Annotated in this window: 14 protein-coding genes; 4 read left to right on the top strand and 10 right to left on the bottom strand. The window is 66.1% G+C overall.

Annotation, left to right across the window (positions count from 1 at the left end; translation table 11 throughout):
- Positions 1–3: 3 nt before the first annotated feature.
- The 10 genes from A7Q26_RS04915 to A7Q26_RS04960 all read right to left on the bottom strand — a co-directional run bounded on the left by A7Q26_RS04915 (position 4) and on the right by A7Q26_RS04960 (position 11,441).
- Positions 4–1,311 (bottom strand): polysaccharide biosynthesis protein, encoded by a 1,308-nt coding sequence (locus A7Q26_RS04915; protein ID WP_066857428.1) that lies wholly within the window; start codon positions 1,309–1,311, stop codon positions 4–6.
- Positions 1,304–2,110: a WecB/TagA/CpsF family glycosyltransferase gene (locus A7Q26_RS04920; protein ID WP_084439003.1), complete on the bottom strand. Its 807-nt coding sequence runs from the start codon at positions 2,108–2,110 to the stop codon at positions 1,304–1,306. Before A7Q26_RS04920 ends, A7Q26_RS04915 begins: the two co-directional genes overlap by 8 nt.
- A complete protein-coding gene (locus tag A7Q26_RS04925; RefSeq protein ID WP_066857431.1) occupies positions 2,107–3,012 on the bottom strand; it encodes a capsular biosynthesis protein in 906 nt (301 codons plus the stop codon). The genes A7Q26_RS04920 and A7Q26_RS04925 overlap by 4 nt, the downstream gene beginning before the upstream one ends.
- Positions 3,009–4,367: a GNVR domain-containing protein gene (locus A7Q26_RS04930; protein WP_066857434.1), complete on the bottom strand. Its 1,359-nt coding sequence runs from the start codon at positions 4,365–4,367 to the stop codon at positions 3,009–3,011. Before A7Q26_RS04930 ends, A7Q26_RS04925 begins: the two co-directional genes overlap by 4 nt.
- Positions 4,364–5,782: an ATP-binding protein gene (locus tag A7Q26_RS04935; RefSeq protein ID WP_066857437.1), complete on the bottom strand. Its 1,419-nt coding sequence runs from the start codon at positions 5,780–5,782 to the stop codon at positions 4,364–4,366. Before A7Q26_RS04935 ends, A7Q26_RS04930 begins: the two co-directional genes overlap by 4 nt.
- The gene (locus A7Q26_RS04940; protein WP_066857441.1) at positions 5,779–6,606 is read right to left on the bottom strand and encodes a polysaccharide biosynthesis/export family protein; all 828 of its coding nucleotides are present in this window, start codon (positions 6,604–6,606) and stop codon (positions 5,779–5,781) included. The genes A7Q26_RS04935 and A7Q26_RS04940 overlap by 4 nt, the downstream gene beginning before the upstream one ends.
- A 22-nt stretch (positions 6,607–6,628) precedes the next feature.
- Entirely contained in the window at positions 6,629–7,906 is a 1,278-nt protein-coding gene (locus tag A7Q26_RS04945) for a hypothetical protein (protein WP_232313688.1), read from the bottom strand.
- A 178-nt stretch (positions 7,907–8,084) separates the two neighbouring features.
- A complete protein-coding gene (locus A7Q26_RS25035; RefSeq protein WP_157102455.1) occupies positions 8,085–8,411 on the bottom strand; it encodes a hypothetical protein in 327 nt (108 codons plus the stop codon).
- The gene (locus A7Q26_RS04955; RefSeq protein ID WP_066857448.1) at positions 8,408–9,799 is read right to left on the bottom strand and encodes a sugar transferase; all 1,392 of its coding nucleotides are present in this window, start codon (positions 9,797–9,799) and stop codon (positions 8,408–8,410) included. Before A7Q26_RS04955 ends, A7Q26_RS25035 begins: the two co-directional genes overlap by 4 nt.
- A 673-nt stretch (positions 9,800–10,472) precedes the next feature.
- Positions 10,473–11,441, bottom strand: coding sequence for a magnesium and cobalt transport protein CorA (locus A7Q26_RS04960; RefSeq protein ID WP_066857998.1), 969 nt, complete (start codon positions 11,439–11,441; stop codon positions 10,473–10,475).
- A 238-nt stretch (positions 11,442–11,679) separates the two neighbouring features.
- Between A7Q26_RS04960 and A7Q26_RS04965 the strand changes: the two genes are divergently transcribed.
- From A7Q26_RS04965 to A7Q26_RS04980, 4 genes are all read left to right on the top strand, one after another.
- Positions 11,680–12,195 (top strand): hypothetical protein, encoded by a 516-nt coding sequence (locus A7Q26_RS04965; protein ID WP_232313698.1) that lies wholly within the window; start codon positions 11,680–11,682, stop codon positions 12,193–12,195.
- Between the two features lie 256 nt (positions 12,196–12,451).
- Positions 12,452–13,162: a response regulator transcription factor gene (locus A7Q26_RS04970; RefSeq protein ID WP_066857454.1), complete on the top strand. Its 711-nt coding sequence runs from the start codon at positions 12,452–12,454 to the stop codon at positions 13,160–13,162.
- A 188-nt stretch (positions 13,163–13,350) separates the two neighbouring features.
- Positions 13,351–14,049 (top strand): carbonic anhydrase, encoded by a 699-nt coding sequence (locus tag A7Q26_RS04975; protein ID WP_066857457.1) that lies wholly within the window; start codon positions 13,351–13,353, stop codon positions 14,047–14,049.
- A 3-nt stretch (positions 14,050–14,052) separates the two neighbouring features.
- On the top strand, positions 14,053–15,549 hold the full coding sequence (locus A7Q26_RS04980; RefSeq protein WP_066857460.1) for a SulP family inorganic anion transporter: 1,497 nt from the start codon (positions 14,053–14,055) through the stop codon (positions 15,547–15,549).
- Positions 15,550–15,771 lie beyond the last annotated feature (222 nt).

The following is a 15,771-nucleotide window of genomic DNA, read 5'->3' on the forward strand; positions in this document are numbered from 1 at the left end:
GCCTCAGTCCTCCGTGCGCCGGGCGCGCCGCCACTGGCGGTCGAGCCGCCAGATGCCGAGCATCATCACCAGCTGCGAAAGCACCACGCCGCCGATCGACAGCACCGGATCGGCGCCGAGCACGATCAGTGTGACGGCGACGATGCCGACCCCGCAGCTGCGCAGGCTTTGTGCGGCGAGCGGGCGGAAGGCGCGGCGCGCCTGGGTCATCACGCTCATCGGCGTCTGCACGCACTGGACCAGGGACAGCAGCGCGCAGAGCGCGACCGCCATGACGACCGCCTGATGATCGAGCGTGGGCTTGATGATGAGGCCGGGGAAGGCGGCCAGCACGATCGCCGCGACGACGCAGGTGCCGATCCAGAGCAGGACCAAAGCGGCCATGAACAGGCGTTCGGACTTGATCGCCGCATCATGGTCGCCGCGCGCGACGGCACGGGTCATGCGCGGTCGCTCCAGCTGGGTCAGCGCGGTGATGCAGACATTGACCGGGCGGAAGAAGAGCATCCCCACGGCGACCGGGGCAAAGGCGGCCGGGCCTGCGAGCAGGGTGACGATATAGCTGTGCGCGTTGGATGTCGCCTCGGTGGACAGTACGCCCACCAGCGTCCAGGCGGACTGTTCGCGCCAAACCGGGCGGTAGGCGCGCAGCGCGCGGCCCGGCGTCATCGCGCCATGGCGGCGCAGGAAGGCGAAGCCAAAGGGCAGCATCCCGATCAGGCTGGCGGCCACCAGCATCGCGCCGATGGTGGGCAGGCTGGCGCCGGTGCGCGTCGCGATCGTCAGGCCGATCAGGATCGTGCCCGCATAGACGAGGTCGGATCGCGCCGCGCGCATCGGCGCATGATGGGCATAGGCATTGGAGCGGCCGAACCAGCGGATCAGCGAGAAGGTGCCAGCCAGCCCGAACAGCAGGGCGGCGGCGGGGGAGGCGGTGGCCCAGGCGATGCCCGCGCAGATCAGTCCCTGGCTGGCCGCCAGCAGCAGGTTGACCGGGAAGAAGAAGTCGAAACGGCGCGCGTCCGCTTCCTCGCCTTGGTTGACCGCGATCGTATAGGGCGTCGAGACCAGCGCGTTGGACAGGCCGTATCCGAACTGGATGATGACCAGCAAGAAGGCCAGCGTGCCGATCGCCGCCGTCCCCAGATGGTGAATGGAAAAGAGCTGGACGGCCAGATGGCTGACCGACACGATCGCCGAGGACAGGCTCGCCAGGCCGAAGCGGCCGAGCACGCCGCCCAGCCGCTGGGCACTACCCGTCGCGGGTCGCTCCCCGGCTGGCAGCTTTTCGGCCGCTGGCGCTTCAGCCATGGCGATGCTTCCAGATCAGCCAGAGCGCATGGGGATTGGTGGTGATGTAGCGCCAGGCGAGTTGGCGCGGGCGCGTCACCATGCGGTGCAGCCATTCCAGCCCGCGTTCCTGCATCCACATCGGCGCGCGCGGATAATCGCCGGTCACATAGTTGAACAGCCCCCCGCAGGTGACGATCCAGCCCGCCTTGATCCGGTGCCGGTTGCGCACGCAGAAAGCCTGCTCGCGCGGCTTGCCCGTGCCGACCCAGAGGACGTCGGGCGCAGCCGCGTTGATCGCATCGATCACCGCATCCTCATCCTGCGCCGACCAGTATCCGTTGCGGCGTCCGGCGAGGTTCAGCCCCGGCGCGATTTCGGTGATCCGCCGCGCGCATTGGTCGTTCACCTCTTCCGTTCCGCCGAGCAGATAATAGCTGACGCCGGCCTTTGCGGCGGGTTGCAGGCTGTCGATGAACATGTCGGTGGTGCTCGACCGATCGGCGATGGCCGGGCCGTCGAGCCACCGGGAAGCGGCGACCACGACCTGCCCGTCGGCGTGGATCAGGTCGGCCTGCGCCAGGTCGGCGCGAAACGCCCGGTCGGTGGCGTTCATCGACAGGCCCTGGCCATTGCAATCGAACACGAGCCAGGCGGGCTGGTCGAGCGACCGGCGCAACGGCGCCTCCCGCAGCATCTTGCCGATCAGGGCGTCGAGCGACAGGGTGGAAACGGGAATGCCGCCGACATGCGCGATCGACGACTCTGCTCGCGCGCCCTCCGGCCAGGGCAGCGGATTGTTGGCAGCCAGATCGTTCATGCGATCACCGTCCCGGCGATCGGCACGCCATGGCGATCAAGTTCGTCGATGACGCGGCGCATGGCGGCGATCCCTGTTTCTCCGCGCCGCACGATCAGCGTTACTGCGTCGAAGCCGGCGAGGATGCTGCCATAGGGCGTCTGGTCGCCCTTGCGTTCGGCCAGGTAGAACAGCATCGTCATGTCCCGCAGGCCCCAGCCGCTCGCGGTTTCGGCCAGTGGCCCCCGCGTCACCAGGCTGGATGCGCTGCCCGATGCACGCCCGGCGGTCATCAGCCAAAGCCCGTCGACCGCCGTCTTGGCGGCGGGCAGCAAGGCGGCGCTGCCGATCAGCTGTTCGGCCAGCCCTGCCTTGTTGGCGACCCGGAACAGCCGGTCGAGCGAGGGTCGCTCCATGTCGACGTCGACTGCCATGGTCGGTCCGTCCATCTGCGCCAGCACGACGGCCAGGTTGGCCGCCACGATCGCGCCTTCATCGCCCGCATCGACCGACAGGACGGCCAGCCGCAGCGCGGTGGGATCGCCATTCTTGGCGACGGCCCGCATCTTGGAGCGGATGGTGCGGATCTTTGCGGCGTAGGGATCGGCCGGGTCGAAGGCCGCTGCCACCAGCGGGTCAACGCGCGGGTCGCCCATCGGCAGCAGGGCGAAGCCGCCCTGCAAGGCGGCGAGCATGGCCGCATCCTCGCTGTCCAGCAGCCCCAGGTCGACGGCCGCATCATGCAGCGCCAGTCCTTCGGCGCGGGCGTGGGCCTCGATCCGGGCGACATCGGCCTCCGCCATGAAACCATGCTCCACCGCGAGGCGGGCAAAGCCCTTGCTGTCGCGGGCACGGGGACGGGAAGCGGCGGTGCCGCCGGGGTTCATCTGCGGCGGGGCGCCTGCCGTGGAACGCAGTCTCATGCAGCCTCCTTGTGCTTCGGGAACCACCCGGCCCGGACAGGGGCGGGCATCAGTTCGGTGATGACGTCGACTTCGGTGGCGCGGGCGACACCGGAGGCGGAGCGGACGCGGGGGTTGACGATCTCCATCAGGATGACCGCCGCTACGCCGCCGACCAGGCCCAGCGCCACGCCCGCGACCAGCCACAAGGGGATGTTTGGCTTGGCGGGCAGCAGCGGCACGGCCGCCTCGTCCAGCGGGCTGGCGTTGGGCTGGGAGATCTGGCTCCGCAGCGCCGCCTCGTTGAAGCGCTGGCGCACCGTGTCATAGGTCTGGCGCGCCGCATCCACGTCGCGCTGGAGCACCATCAGCTGGTCCTGCACGTCCGACATGCGGATCATGCGATCTTCCTGCGCGGCCATGTTGGCCTTGAGGTCGCCCTCGCGGCCGTTGGCGGCGACGCTGTTGGCGCTGACCGCGCCGGCCTGGCTGGCGCGGGCGGCGCCCAGCTTCGCCTGCAATTCCGACAATTGGGCACTCGCTGCGGCCATGGTCGGATGGTTCGGGCCCAGGGTCTTGCCCAGTTCCGACACGCGAGCGGACTGCGCCGCGACCTGTTCCTGCAGATTCTGGACGATCAGCGACCCTTCGATGTCCGACACGCTGCCGGCGCGCGCCTTGGAGCGCGCGGCGGCCGCCTCGGCCTGCGCCTGGGTCAGCTGATAGGACATGTTCTTCAGCTTTTCGGCTTCCAGATCCATGCGGTTGATGCCGATGATGTCATGGGCGCGTTGGAAGTCGGACAGCTTCTTCTGCGCCAGTTCGTAGCGGCGGCGCACTTCCTGCGTCTGCTCGTCGAACCATTTGGCCGATCCGCGCGCGGGCGAGGCCCGCAGCTCCACCTGTTCGCGCATGTAGATCTTGGCGACCAGGTTCGCGACCTTGGCCGCGATTTGCGGGCTGGGGTCCAGATACTGGAGTTGCAGCACGTTGCTCTGCCGTCCGGTGGTGATGATGAGGTTCGCGCGCACCATCGCGGCGGCCTGTTGCAGGCGGGCGTCGGCCGGCATGTCGGCGGGCAGGGCGTCGACGAACCCGGCTTCCTTCGCCACGGCGTTGATCACCTTGGCGCTGCGGATCACGTCGGTCTGGGTGCCGATGATGCTTTCGGTATCGACCCGGCTGCCCTGGTCGTTCGTCGTCGATGTCGGGTCGGTCTGCGACAGATCGAGCAGCAGCGAGGCCGTGCCCATATATTGCCGCGGCTGCGTGAAGGCAAAGGCGGCGACAAGCGCGAACAGCACGGCGCCGATCGTCGCGGCGGTGCGCCAGCGCGCCTGGAGCGCGGCCAGCAGATCGATGGGATTCATGCTCATAGCCCGTCCACTCCTCGCAGCAATGCGCGCATTTCCTCGGCCGGGGATTGTTCTGGCGGAGCCGCCGTCACCTGCTGCTTGGCCATCAGCAGCAGGAATTGCGGTGCCAGCGTGTCCTCGAACATCCACAATTCGCCATTGGGCGTCGTGACCAGCGCGGGTTGCAGCCGGGCCATGGCGTCGCGCGCCTGTCCTTCGTTGATCGACCCGCCGCCCAGCACTTCATGGCCGAGGCGCGCCAGGCGATCGCTGGAAATGGCGAGCATCTGCGCCGCCACTACCGCGGCCAGGCCGATCATGCGTCGGCTGGCGCCCGCTTCCCACAGGATGCGGCGGAACAGGGCGTGGGTCGGCTCGCTCATTTCCGCCCAGCCGGTCAGCGCATCGGCCAGCCCCTGTTCGGCGTCGGCCAGCGTCACATGATCCCGCCCCGCCCCTTCGCAGGCCAGCGCGGCGTGCATCCCGAAAAGCCGGGCATGATAGGGCGATCCCATCGCGGCGGCGGCCAGCGCCTCCAGCGCGTCGGGGTCGATGGTCAGCCGCGCGTTGGACGCGCAACTGGCGAGCAGCCGTTCCAGTTGGGGGCGGGGTATCGGGCTGACGCGCTGCGGCACCAGATGGCGACGCAGCGAGGGGTGGGCCGCGATCAGTCCGTCAATGTCGCTGGCGATGCCCACCAGCACCACCTGCACCGGGGAATGAATGTCCGTCAGCAGCTTGAGCAGCGCCGCGACATCCTGTTTTGCGCCATCGGATTCCACCCGGTCATATTCGTCGATGATCAGGATCGATCGTTCGCGCACTTCCTCGACCAGCAGCGCGGCCAGCCTTGCCACGTCCAGCCGATCGGCCAGCATGGTCTTCAGCCGCTCGCGTCCGGCCGCGCTCATCGGCAGTTCGGGCAGGAACGGGCGGAACAGCGCATCGAAATCCGAATCGCCATTGGCGGAGGCGTAGAGTGCAACGCAGCCCGCCTCGTCGGCCAGGTCGCCGAAAACCCGCGCGAGCGAGGTCTTGCCCGATCCGCGCGTGCCGAATACGACCGCATGTTTGCGCTGCACGACGATCGCCTCGACCAGCTTTTCCAGCTCGCTGTTGCGCCCGGCCAGGCCATGGCGGTCGGTGACGGGCATCGCCGTGTTGAAGGCGGCGTAAATGCTGTCGCGGCGCAGGCTGATCGGGCGGATGGGCGCGGTCATGGCGCTCATCGACAGCGGCCGCGGCTGCGCGTCATCGGTCTCCTGTTCGGACGAGGCGTGGTGGAAGCCCGGCACGGCGCGCATGTCCGCTTCCAGCTGGACCTCGTCGGGGATCAGCCGGTCGCTGCGCCGTCGCGTATCGCCGAGGGCGGACGAGAGGAAGCGGCCCAGAAGGCCGGTCCGTTCCTGCAATATGCCTTGATCTATCGCGGTCAAAACAGCTTCTCCCGGATGATGAGGACGTCTTCAGGCTGCACCGGATCGTCCAGATCGGCCTGAATTTCCTTCCCCCCCCGGCGAACCTTTATGCGTTTTGTGGACCCTGCCAGGGTCGGGCCGCCCGCCAATGCCAGCGCCTGGCGGAAGCTCTGCCCCGGCGCGAAGGAAAAGGCGCCGGGCTGCTGCACCTGGCCATAGACATAGACTTTCTCGGCCTGCGGCACGAACAGCGTGTCGCCCGGCTTCAGCGGCCGGTTGGCGCCCGCCGACATGTCGGCCAGCGAAATACGCACCGGCGCGCCGCCCTCGGCGGGCGTCAGGATGACCGCGTTGGCGCCGTCCTTGGTCGATCCCCCCGCCTTGGCCAGCATCGATGCCACCGTATAGGGCCGGTCGAGCGGGTAATTGCCTGCCTGCGGCACATTGCCCAGCACGGTAACGAAGCGGCTGACATAATTGCTGACTTCGACGCTGACCGACGGCTTGGTCAGATAGCCGCCGGCGGCATAGCCGGCGGCGATGTCCTGCGACAGCTGGGCCGTGCTCTTGCCGTTCGCCTGAATGGGGCCGATCAGCGCGAGCAGGACCGTGCCATCCGCCTTCACCCGCGTCGTGGTGGACAGGTCGGGCTGGCCGAACACGGCGATCTTCACCTCGTCGTCCGGGCCGAGCAGATAGCCGGCCGCGGCGCCGGGTTGTGGCGCGGCGGGGGCGACGGCCGCCGTCGTGCTCGCCGGTGCAGCGGCCTGGGCAATGGCGGCCGCAGGCAGCGCGGCAAGGGCCGCCGCCTGCAAGATGGTCAGGGTCTTGGCTGTTTTCACAGGTCTTTGCTCCCTGGATGGTTCAGAATTTGATCGCCGCGCCCAGCGTCACCTGGGTGCCGCTGAACTGGGAAATGTCGGTGTCGGTCCGGCGCCGATAATGCTGGGCGTCGAGCGTCAGCGCGACACGGTCCGACAGTTTCCGGCTCAGCACGCCACCCAGCCGCTGATTACGGTCGGCGTTGATCGTGAAGGGGCGCAGCGCGGCGTCCTGCCGGAATTTCCGCCGTTCCCATTCCGCGTAGAGACCGGCAGAGGTGAGTTCGGAAATGGCGAAGTCGCCCTGCACGCGATAGGCGGTCTCGATGGCGAAGCCGGCCGCTATCAGGCTGTCGTTGACGATGCTCCGTTCGGTCGTGGCGGTCAGCTTGAGGCGCGGAACCGCGTTGGTCGACAGGCTGACCTTCCAGCCCAGCCCGTCATAGCTGCCGACCGCGGCCGAATCGCTGTCGACGTCGAGCCAGCGCAGGTCCGCGTCGATCTGGGTCAGCGGCGACACCGAACGCTGGAAACGCAGACCCCAGCTGTTGATCCGGTTTTCGATTCCCAGCGTGTCGCGCTTGCTGTCGACCCGCGCATAATAAGCGGTGATCGTGCCCAGGCTCGGCTTGTTGTAGCCGATCCCGCCCATGAAGCTGTCACTGGTCTGGTCGGCATAGTCGAACTGGTCGGCGTTGCGCGTCAGGTCGTGGCTATAGGCGGCCACGGGAAACAGGCCGGGCCGCTCGCAGCTGAGCTTGGCCCCGAAGGAGGTGAAGCGCTGGAGATTCTCGGTCGCCGTGTTGAGATCGCCATAATCGGCGCGCTGTTGCCGGTAGGCGGCGCGGGGCGTGACGACACAGGTGGCGCCGAAGCGCAGGTCGGCCTTGGCCTCCGTATCGACGCGCAGCTTGCTGCGCTGCTGTTCCGACAGGAAACGGTCATAGCCCAGCTTGGCCCGAAACAGGATGTCATGTCGTCCGACCGGCCGCCCGAACCGCGCCTCTATCGATGGCGTGACGATCAGGTCGCTCTTCGGGTCGGCCACCGCGTCGTCGACGCGATAGACATTGTCGTCATAGAGCAGGTCCAGCCCGGCCGTGAGGTTGAAGCCATAGTCGACCAGGCGTCGCTCTTCGAGTGCGCCGTTGGATCCGATATTGTCCTGCGCAAACGCGACAGGAGGGGTGATCGTCAGGGCTGCGGCCGTGACGAATATGGTGCGCAGGACGCGCGTTCGACGCTCCAGGCGACCCGTGCCGGGCATGACGAAGTGCGTCCGCAGTTGCGGATGATCTGATGGGGCCAAAATGCGACTCATGTTGCGTTGCAGCAATGAGCCCATGCTAGTCGGGTTTCCGCCGCCTGCACACATGGCCACACACCGTTGGTCGCGGCAAAGCAACGGTTCGGATCGTCCGAAATGTGCGGGTTACAGGCCGGAACCCGCCATGTCGGACTTGTTAATCTGGGAGCAATCTAGCGAGCGCTGTTTGGACCTAGAGAATCACCCATCCGATTGCAGCCAAAGTGGCGATCAAGGCGGTGACGCCAGCCCAGCGCGAAACCATCTGCACGATGTTTTCCAGGCGATCGGCAAGCACCGGCGTAGCGCGACGACGGGCGGGAATATGGATTTTCGGGCTGATTTCCTCAGCCGAACGAACTGCAACGATCACGCCAGACTTCCGGTTCTGCATGACACAAAAAAATCCCGCCTGTTCCTGATGCAGGCGGGATATCGCGCGGATATTAACAAAAGGTAGGAATGCGGGGCTTAGCGCCAACCGTTCGTCGCGTTCCGCCCGGCGCGGCGGTGCGCTCAATATGCGTTGCGGTGGACCAGTACGTTGAGCGTGCCCACCAGGATGGCGATATCGCGCATCAGGCTCCAGCCGTGCAGATATTCCAGATCCGCCTCCACCCGGTTGAGGATGTCGCGCCGGGTTTCGGTCGCGCCGCGGAAGCCCCGGATCTGCGCCAGGCCGGTGATGCCGGGCTTGAGCGCGTGGCGATGCCAATATTGCCGGTCGACCTGCCAGAACAGCTGATCTTCCGCCGTCGATCCCAGCGCATGGGGGCGAGGACCGACCAGGCTCATTTCACCCATCAGCACGTTGATGAGCTGGGGCAGTTCGTCGATGCTGGTCTTGCGGATGAAGGCGCCGACGCGCGTGATGCGATCATCGTCGCGGCGGGTCGATGTCGCGCCGTCCTGGCCCGCCTGGTTCACCCGCATGCTGCGGAATTTCAGGATGTGGAAGATGCGGTTGCCACGCCCGATCCGCTCCTGCCGGAAGAAGATCGGGCCGGGCGAGTCGAGTTTGATGAGGATCGCCACCGCCGCCATCATCGGGGCCAGCGCGATCAGCACCGGGACCGTCAGGATGATGTCGAGAAGGCGCTTCTTGGCCCGGTTGGCCAAGTTCAGCGGCCCGCGGGACACGACCAGCGTAGGCATCCCGCGACAATTATGGACCGCGAGCGGCGCCATCGAATCCAGGTCGGAAACGATGATTTCCCCGGAGATGTTGCCGCCCTTGAGCATTTGGGCCCAGTCGTCCTTGCGATCGAGCGCGCTGGCGATCACCACGCGGTCGAATTCCTCCAGGATTACCCCCAGCCGATGCAGCATGTAGGGATCGTCGAGGTCGGGGCGCAGGCCCGCAGCATCGGCTTCGATAACCGTCAAGCCTTGGACATTGTCGGGCAGGACGCCGCCATCGACGATCAGCAGCTGCGCGAACAGGCCGTCGCCGAAATGGCGGCGCACCGCGCGCACGATCATCATTCGCTGGACGATCAGCAGCGTGGCGCTGCACAGGATGCCCGATGTCACGCCAAGGCGGGAAAGACTGTCGGTCGCCTTGAGCGAGAACACGACCAGGAGGAAGATCAGTAGCGTGCCGGCCAGTGCCATGATCGCGCTGCGGCAGGAGCTGGTAATGCCTGTAAGGCATCGCGGATGGAACGCCTGGTTATGAAAGGCCAGTATCCCATAAACGATCATGCCACCTGCCATGGACTGCCAAAGTGCGCTCGACAGTGTAGGGAGGCCCGCCGCGCGCAGGCCCAGAGCAAATCCGGTAGCCAATGCCACCATGTCTGTCGCCAACAGTAGCAGGCACAGCGCCAGTCGGATGTTCCGGAGACTTGCGGCTGTGGTGGGATGGAAACGGGGGATATCTTTGATCGCAAGATCGATTTTCGACATCTACAACCCTTTTTGCGTCATGACGTCATGCCCGATCCATGTTTCCATGGGCGACCGGAATGAAGGCATTTGTTACGCGTGCGTTATTTTGATTTATGTTGCGTAGCAGCACGCCACAATCTTTCGCGGCTGGCAATCCACTATAGACGCCCGGAAGGGCTTTTCCGACGACTTGAAGGCGATCGGCGACGTGGCGCCCCACAAGTGCGATAACCGGAGTAAGACCATCACTGCGCTGCGCTGCGACAAGGCGCGGCTGTAGCCCGTGCGAATCAGCTCAGCAGCCAGTATCCCAGAAGGAGGACGGCGCCAGACAGCGCGGTTGGCCCCGCCCAACGCGACAGATGTTGGACCATGCGTTCGGCCCTGACGAACGCCGGCAACGGGTCTGCAACGGGAGTGACGAGCGGATGCTCGCCCGGCAAAGGATCGCACCGTGCCGGCATCGGGCCTGGGCCAGAATCGACAATTCTTTCACTCGGATCGGTCGGAACACCTATCATATGCGCTTCTTCCGTCCTCACCCCGGCCAATTCAGGCCTGTATTCCGAATTTTTTCGATGCGATCGAACAATAACTGATTTTTTCGGAATTTTCCAGTTTTACAAGATAGTAACCGCGTCAGAACGGGACGAAGTCCACTGGCGTTGCAAAACACGGCTCGATCCGGCTGCTACAGCCACTTCAGCCGTTTGAAGCGGGCGTAGAGCAGGCTGCATATGACGGTTATCACCCCCAGCACGACGAAATAGCCGTAGCGCGTCTTGAGTTCGGGCATATGCTCGAAATTCATGCCGTAAATGCCCGCGATCGCGGTCGGCACCGCCAGGATGGCGGCCCAGGCGGCAAGCTGGCGGGTGATGGCGCCGGTGCGCTGCTGCTCCAGCAGGTTGGAGGATTCGAACACGCTGCTCAGCACCTCGCGCAGATCGTCGACCATCACCTGGACGCGGCGCACATGGTCGCGCACGTCGCTGAAATAGGCCCGCGCCTCCGCGTCGATGCATGGCAGTTCGACCTTCACGAACTTGGTCGCCACCTCCTGCATCGGTACCAGGATGCGCTGGAACCGGATCAGCTGGCGGCGCAGGTTGAAGATGCGGGTAATGTCGTCGCGCCCCAGGAAATGGTCGATCATCTGCTGTTCCATCGCCAGCACCTCATCCTCGATCCCCTCGATGATCGGCAGATAGCCGTCGACGATGAAGTCCAGGATGGCGTGCAGCACATAGTCGACGCCCTGCGCCAGGCGGGCAGGCACCGCCTCCAGGTCGTGGCGCAGGGTGAGATGGGCGCGCGCCGAACCGTGGCGGACGCTGATGATATGGCTGTGACCCACGAAGATCGCGGTCTCCCCATAGGAGATGGCGTCCGCTTCGAGATAGGCGGTGCGGGCGACGACGAACAGCTGGTCGCCATACAGATCGACCTTGGGCAACTGGTTCGCCTTGATCGCGTCCTCGACCGCGAGCGGATGAAGATCGTAGGTGCGCTGCAATCGGTGCATTTCGTCGTCGCTGGGATCGGCGAGGCCGATCCAGACGAATTCGGACTTGTCCGCCGCACAGGCGATCCGCTCGTCGATCGACACCGGGCGCACGCATTGGCCGTTGCGGTAGAGATAGGCGGCAATGACGGTCATGATCTCTTCTGTTTCGCTGTTGTTTCCGTCGATTAGCAGAAGCGGGCGGCGCCGTCCCGCGCGACCTGCGGTTCGCCGCGTCGGCATGTCCGCTCATGTCATTTTCGGCCATCAGGGCGGCGGCTGACTTTTGCCTGACATAGTTGGGGTGGAAATGGGGGCGCGCAAGACGATGCGCGCGGCACAGGCTGGGAGAGGGCCGGCGGCGCGCAGGACCGGAGCCTGAAACGTGACCATAATGACAATCGATTTCGAGGCGTCCTGCCTGCCGCGCCATGGGCGCTCCTTCCCGATCGAGGTGGGGATGGCGGATGATGGCGCCGCGCGCAGCTGGTTGATCCGGCCGCATGACAGCTGGGCCGGCTGGGACTGGACGGCCGAAGCCGAGGCGCTGCATGGCCTCAGCCTCAGCCGCATCGATTCGGAGGGATGGCCGGTCGAGGCCGTGCTCGCCGAACTGGCCCTCGCCGCGCGGGGGCGGCGGGTGATCGCCGACAGTCTGATCGACCAATATTGGCTGGACACCCTCGCGGCGGCCGCCGGCGCAGCTTCGCCCTTCCGCATCGACCATGTCTCGACGCTGTTCGATGAGCGGGCGATCGACGAGGCGCGGATCGGCGCGGCGGTCGCCTATGCCGACGCGCAGGGTGTGGAGCGGCATCGGGCGGCGGGAGACGCGCTCTGGCTGGCCGCGTTGATCGCCCATGCCACCGGCGAGGCGCGGAGCGCGCGCGCCCTGCTGGCGGCCCAGTGACAGGCGACAATGTCGCCAGCAACAATTTGTTACGTCGAGCCAATTACGCAGACATTGAGCGCGCCTAACCTGACACGGTCGTCCGGCTTTGCGGCCGGGATGGTGCGGGCCGCAAAGGAGAAGCGTTCATGTCCCCCGCTCTGGCGTCAACCATTGCGAGTATTTTATCGGCCGTTTTCCACGCAGGCTCCGGCCTTGACGGCCAGGCGCATTGCCCGATCGCTGCGGCAGGGGATGGTGCGCGGACGCTGGCCGCATGAATCCGCCCCTGGTCCTGATCGCCGAAACCCAGCAGGATTTGCGGCGCAATGTCCGCGAATATCTGGAACAGAGCGGATTTCGCGCCTTGCCCGCAGGGTCGGCGCACGACGTCTTCCACGCCCTGACCAGCGTGCCGGTGGGTGTGCTGGTGCTGGACGCGGCGCTGCGCGGTCCCGACGGGCTGGACCTGTGTCGTGACGTGCGCGAGCGCAGCGACGTGCCGATCATCCTGGTCGGTGCCAACAGTTCGGAGGTCGACCGCGTGGTCGGTCTGGAGCTGGGCGCCGACGATTATATGGCCAAGCCCTATTCGACTCGGGAGCTTGCCGCGCGGCTGCGCGCCGTCTTGCGGCGTGGCAGGGGGGAGCGCGCGCTTGGCCTGCGCCGTCAGAGCCGGGCCGTGTTCGAGGGATGGATCGTCGATTTCGCCCGCCGGGAGATTCGCGACCCGCAGGGTTTTCCCGTAGACCTGACCGCTGCCGAATTCGCGTTGCTGACCGTCTTCCTCGACCATCCCCAGATCGTCATCGCCCGCGCGCGGCTGATGGAAATGGCCGGCGTGCGCGACGCCCCCTCCTCCGACCGCAGCATCGACGTGCTGGTCAGCCGCCTTCGCCGCAAGCTGGGGGATGGCGGGCGTGCCGCGCCGATTGTTACAGTTCGCGGCGTCGGATATATGTTCAGCGCGGTGGTCGACCGGCGCTGACGCCCCTGTTTCGCGCGGAAATGGCGGGTTTCAGCGGTTCGGCGCGTCTTTGGCACCGTTTATTAGCCAGACATATTATTTAACAAAGCCGCTGCGCCGCAGCAAAACCGCGATCCTATTCTTCACTCTGCGCCGGTCCGCCCCCTGATCGGCAACCGCATAGAGCAACAGAGAAGAGGATAGACTCCATGAACGAGCTTATCGGTCGCGTATTCAGCTTCGAAACCAAGGTCTTCCCGAACGAAAGCGCGCTCTACAACCAGCTGGCCAGCCATGGCCAGAGCCCCAAGGCACTGATGATTTCCTGCGCTGATTCGCGCATCGTGCCCGAACACATCATGCAGGCGCAGCCCGGCGACCTGTTCGTTTGCCGCAACGCGGGCAACATCGTGCCGCCGCACGCCACCCAGAATGGCGGCGTCACCTCCACCGTCGAATATGCGGTGATGGTGCTGGGCGTGCGCGACATCATCGTGTGCGGCCACAGCGATTGCGGCGCGATGAAGGCGCTGTCCACCAACGCCGATCTCACCACCATGCCTAATGTCGCCGCCTGGCTGCGTCATAGCCACGCCGCGCAGAAGGTCTGCCGCGAAAGCTATCCCGACGATCTGAGCGATGCGGAAAAGCTCCGCAACATGGCGCTGGAAAATGTCGTCGCCCAGCTCGCCCATCTGCGCACTCATCCGTCGGTCGCCTCGGGCATCGCGCGCGGCGAGATCGCCCTGCACGGCTGGTATGTCGACATTCATGCCGGCCAGGTGCTTGGCCTCGACGGCGATACCGGCCGCTTCCTGCCCCTGCGCGAAGGCCAGCCCATGCCGATCGCGCTTCCCCACGGCCGTCGCCTCGCGGGCGAGACGGTCCTTGCCCAAGCGGCGGAGTAACACATGTTGAAGGCTCTTTCCGGCGGCAATTTCAGCCGCGACTTCACGGCGTCGATCGTCGTCTTCCTCGTGGCGATGCCACTGTGCATGGGCATCGCCGTGGCCTCCGGCGTGCCGCCGGAAAAGGGCCTCATCACCGGCATCATCGGCGGCATCGTCGTCGGCTTGCTCGCGGGCTCGCCGCTCCAGGTCAGCGGTCCCGCCGCCGGTCTTGCCGTCATCGTCTTTGAAATCGTCCGCGAACAGGGGCTGTCGGCCCTTGGTCCGATCCTGATCCTGGCCGGCGCCATCCAGGTGATCGCCGGGCTGGCGCGGGTGGGCGGCTGGTTCCGCGCCATCTCGCCGGCCGTCGTCCATGGCATGTTGGCGGGCATCGGCGTGCTGATCGTCGTCGGCCAGTTCCATGTGCTGTTCGACGACAAGCCCTTGTCGAGCGGCTTGCATAACCTGATCGCCATGCCGGGCCAGATACTGGGCCTGTCGAATGGCGGCGCGGCCACGGCCTTCGCGGTCGGTCTCGTCACTATCTTCGGCATGTTGGGCTGGGAAAAGTTCCGTCCCGCATCGATGAAGCTGGTGCCCGGCGCGCTGGTCGGCGTCGTGCTGGCCACCCTGGTCGCCTTCATCCTCGACCTGCCGGTGGCGCGCGTGGTCGTGCCCGAATCGATCGTCGCGGCGGTCAGCCTTCCCGAAGCCGGGCTGCTGGCCCAGCTGATGAACCCGGCCATCATCACCACCGCCATCGCCATCGCCTTCATCGCCAGCGCCGAAACGCTGCTGTCGGCGGCGGCGGTCGACCGGATGCACGACGGCGTTCGCACCAACTACAACAAGGAACTGAGCGCCCAGGGCGTGGGCAATCTGCTGTGCGGCTTCGCCGGCGCGCTGCCGATGACCGGCGTCATCGTCCGCTCGTCCGCCAACGTGCAGGCCGGCGCCAAGACCCGCCTTTCGGCGATCCTGCATGGCATCTGGATCCTCGGCTTCGTCGCGCTGCTCCCCTGGCTGCTGCGCGAGATTCCGATGGCCGCGCTGGCGGGCATCCTCGTCATCACCGGCGTTCGTCTGGTCAGTGTCGCCCACGTCAAGCATTTGTTCCACCTCTATGGCCCGCTTCCGGCCCTGGTGTGGGCGGCGACGTTGATCTGTGTCGTGGCGACCGACCTGCTGACTGGCGTGCTGGTGGGCATCGGCCTGTCGCTGATCGAGCTGCTGCCCCATGCCAGGCGCCTGCGTCTCAACATGGAGGAGGAAAGCCGCGGCGATGCACATGAAGTCGCGCTGCGCGGTTCCGCGACCTTCCTCAGCCTGCCCAAGCTGTCGGCGAAGCTCGAATCGCTGCCCGCCGCCGGCCTCGTCATCCTGAATGTCGAGCGCCTGGGCCATATCGACCATACTTGCGCGGAAATGCTGCGCGAGTGGGTCGATCGCCGTCGCGGCGCGGGCGCCCCGGTCGAACTGTTCGGCGCAACCGGACGGATGCGCCAACTCGTCGCCTGATCCTCACCCCCGTCCAGGCGACTGCCGGAGCCGCCGTGCCATTCCCCGGCACGGCGGCTTTTCCGTTTCCGGCACCGGACGGTTGTTGCATCCGCGCAACAGGGGCTGACTTCATTTCGCAAATGCGAGAAAAAGCGGTTTTCTATTCTGGCCGCATTGCATATTCATTGGCGCATCCACTGATACCGGGGCGCACGACAGACTTCCGGGCGGGTGGAAGCA

The organism is Sphingobium sp. TCM1 (assembly GCF_001650725.1).
In the GTDB taxonomy this organism is placed as follows: domain Bacteria; phylum Pseudomonadota; class Alphaproteobacteria; order Sphingomonadales; family Sphingomonadaceae; genus Sphingobium.

What these genes read in the sequence shown, in the direction of transcription:
- A7Q26_RS04920 (WP_084439003.1), bottom strand. Translation starts at nt 2,110, where the DNA reads ATGAACGATCTGGCTGCCAACAATCCGCTGCCCTGGCCGGAGGGCGCG.
- A7Q26_RS04965 (WP_232313698.1), top strand. Translation starts at nt 11,680, where the DNA reads ATGACAATCGATTTCGAGGCGTCCTGCCTGCCGCGCCATGGGCGCTCC.
- A7Q26_RS04975 (WP_066857457.1), top strand. Translation starts at nt 13,351, where the DNA reads ATGAACGAGCTTATCGGTCGCGTATTCAGCTTCGAAACCAAGGTCTTC.
- A7Q26_RS04915 (WP_066857428.1), bottom strand. Translation starts at nt 1,311, where the DNA reads ATGGCTGAAGCGCCAGCGGCCGAAAAGCTGCCAGCCGGGGAGCGACCC.
- A7Q26_RS04960 (WP_066857998.1), bottom strand. Translation starts at nt 11,441, where the DNA reads ATGACCGTCATTGCCGCCTATCTCTACCGCAACGGCCAATGCGTGCGC.
- A7Q26_RS04925 (WP_066857431.1), bottom strand. Translation starts at nt 3,012, where the DNA reads ATGAGACTGCGTTCCACGGCAGGCGCCCCGCCGCAGATGAACCCCGGC.
- A7Q26_RS04955 (WP_066857448.1), bottom strand. Translation starts at nt 9,799, where the DNA reads ATGTCGAAAATCGATCTTGCGATCAAAGATATCCCCCGTTTCCATCCC.
- A7Q26_RS04930 (WP_066857434.1), bottom strand. Translation starts at nt 4,367, where the DNA reads ATGAGCATGAATCCCATCGATCTGCTGGCCGCGCTCCAGGCGCGCTGG.
- A7Q26_RS04970 (WP_066857454.1), top strand. Translation starts at nt 12,452, where the DNA reads ATGAATCCGCCCCTGGTCCTGATCGCCGAAACCCAGCAGGATTTGCGG.
- A7Q26_RS04980 (WP_066857460.1), top strand. Translation starts at nt 14,053, where the DNA reads ATGTTGAAGGCTCTTTCCGGCGGCAATTTCAGCCGCGACTTCACGGCG.
- A7Q26_RS04945 (WP_232313688.1), bottom strand. Translation starts at nt 7,906, where the DNA reads ATGAGTCGCATTTTGGCCCCATCAGATCATCCGCAACTGCGGACGCAC.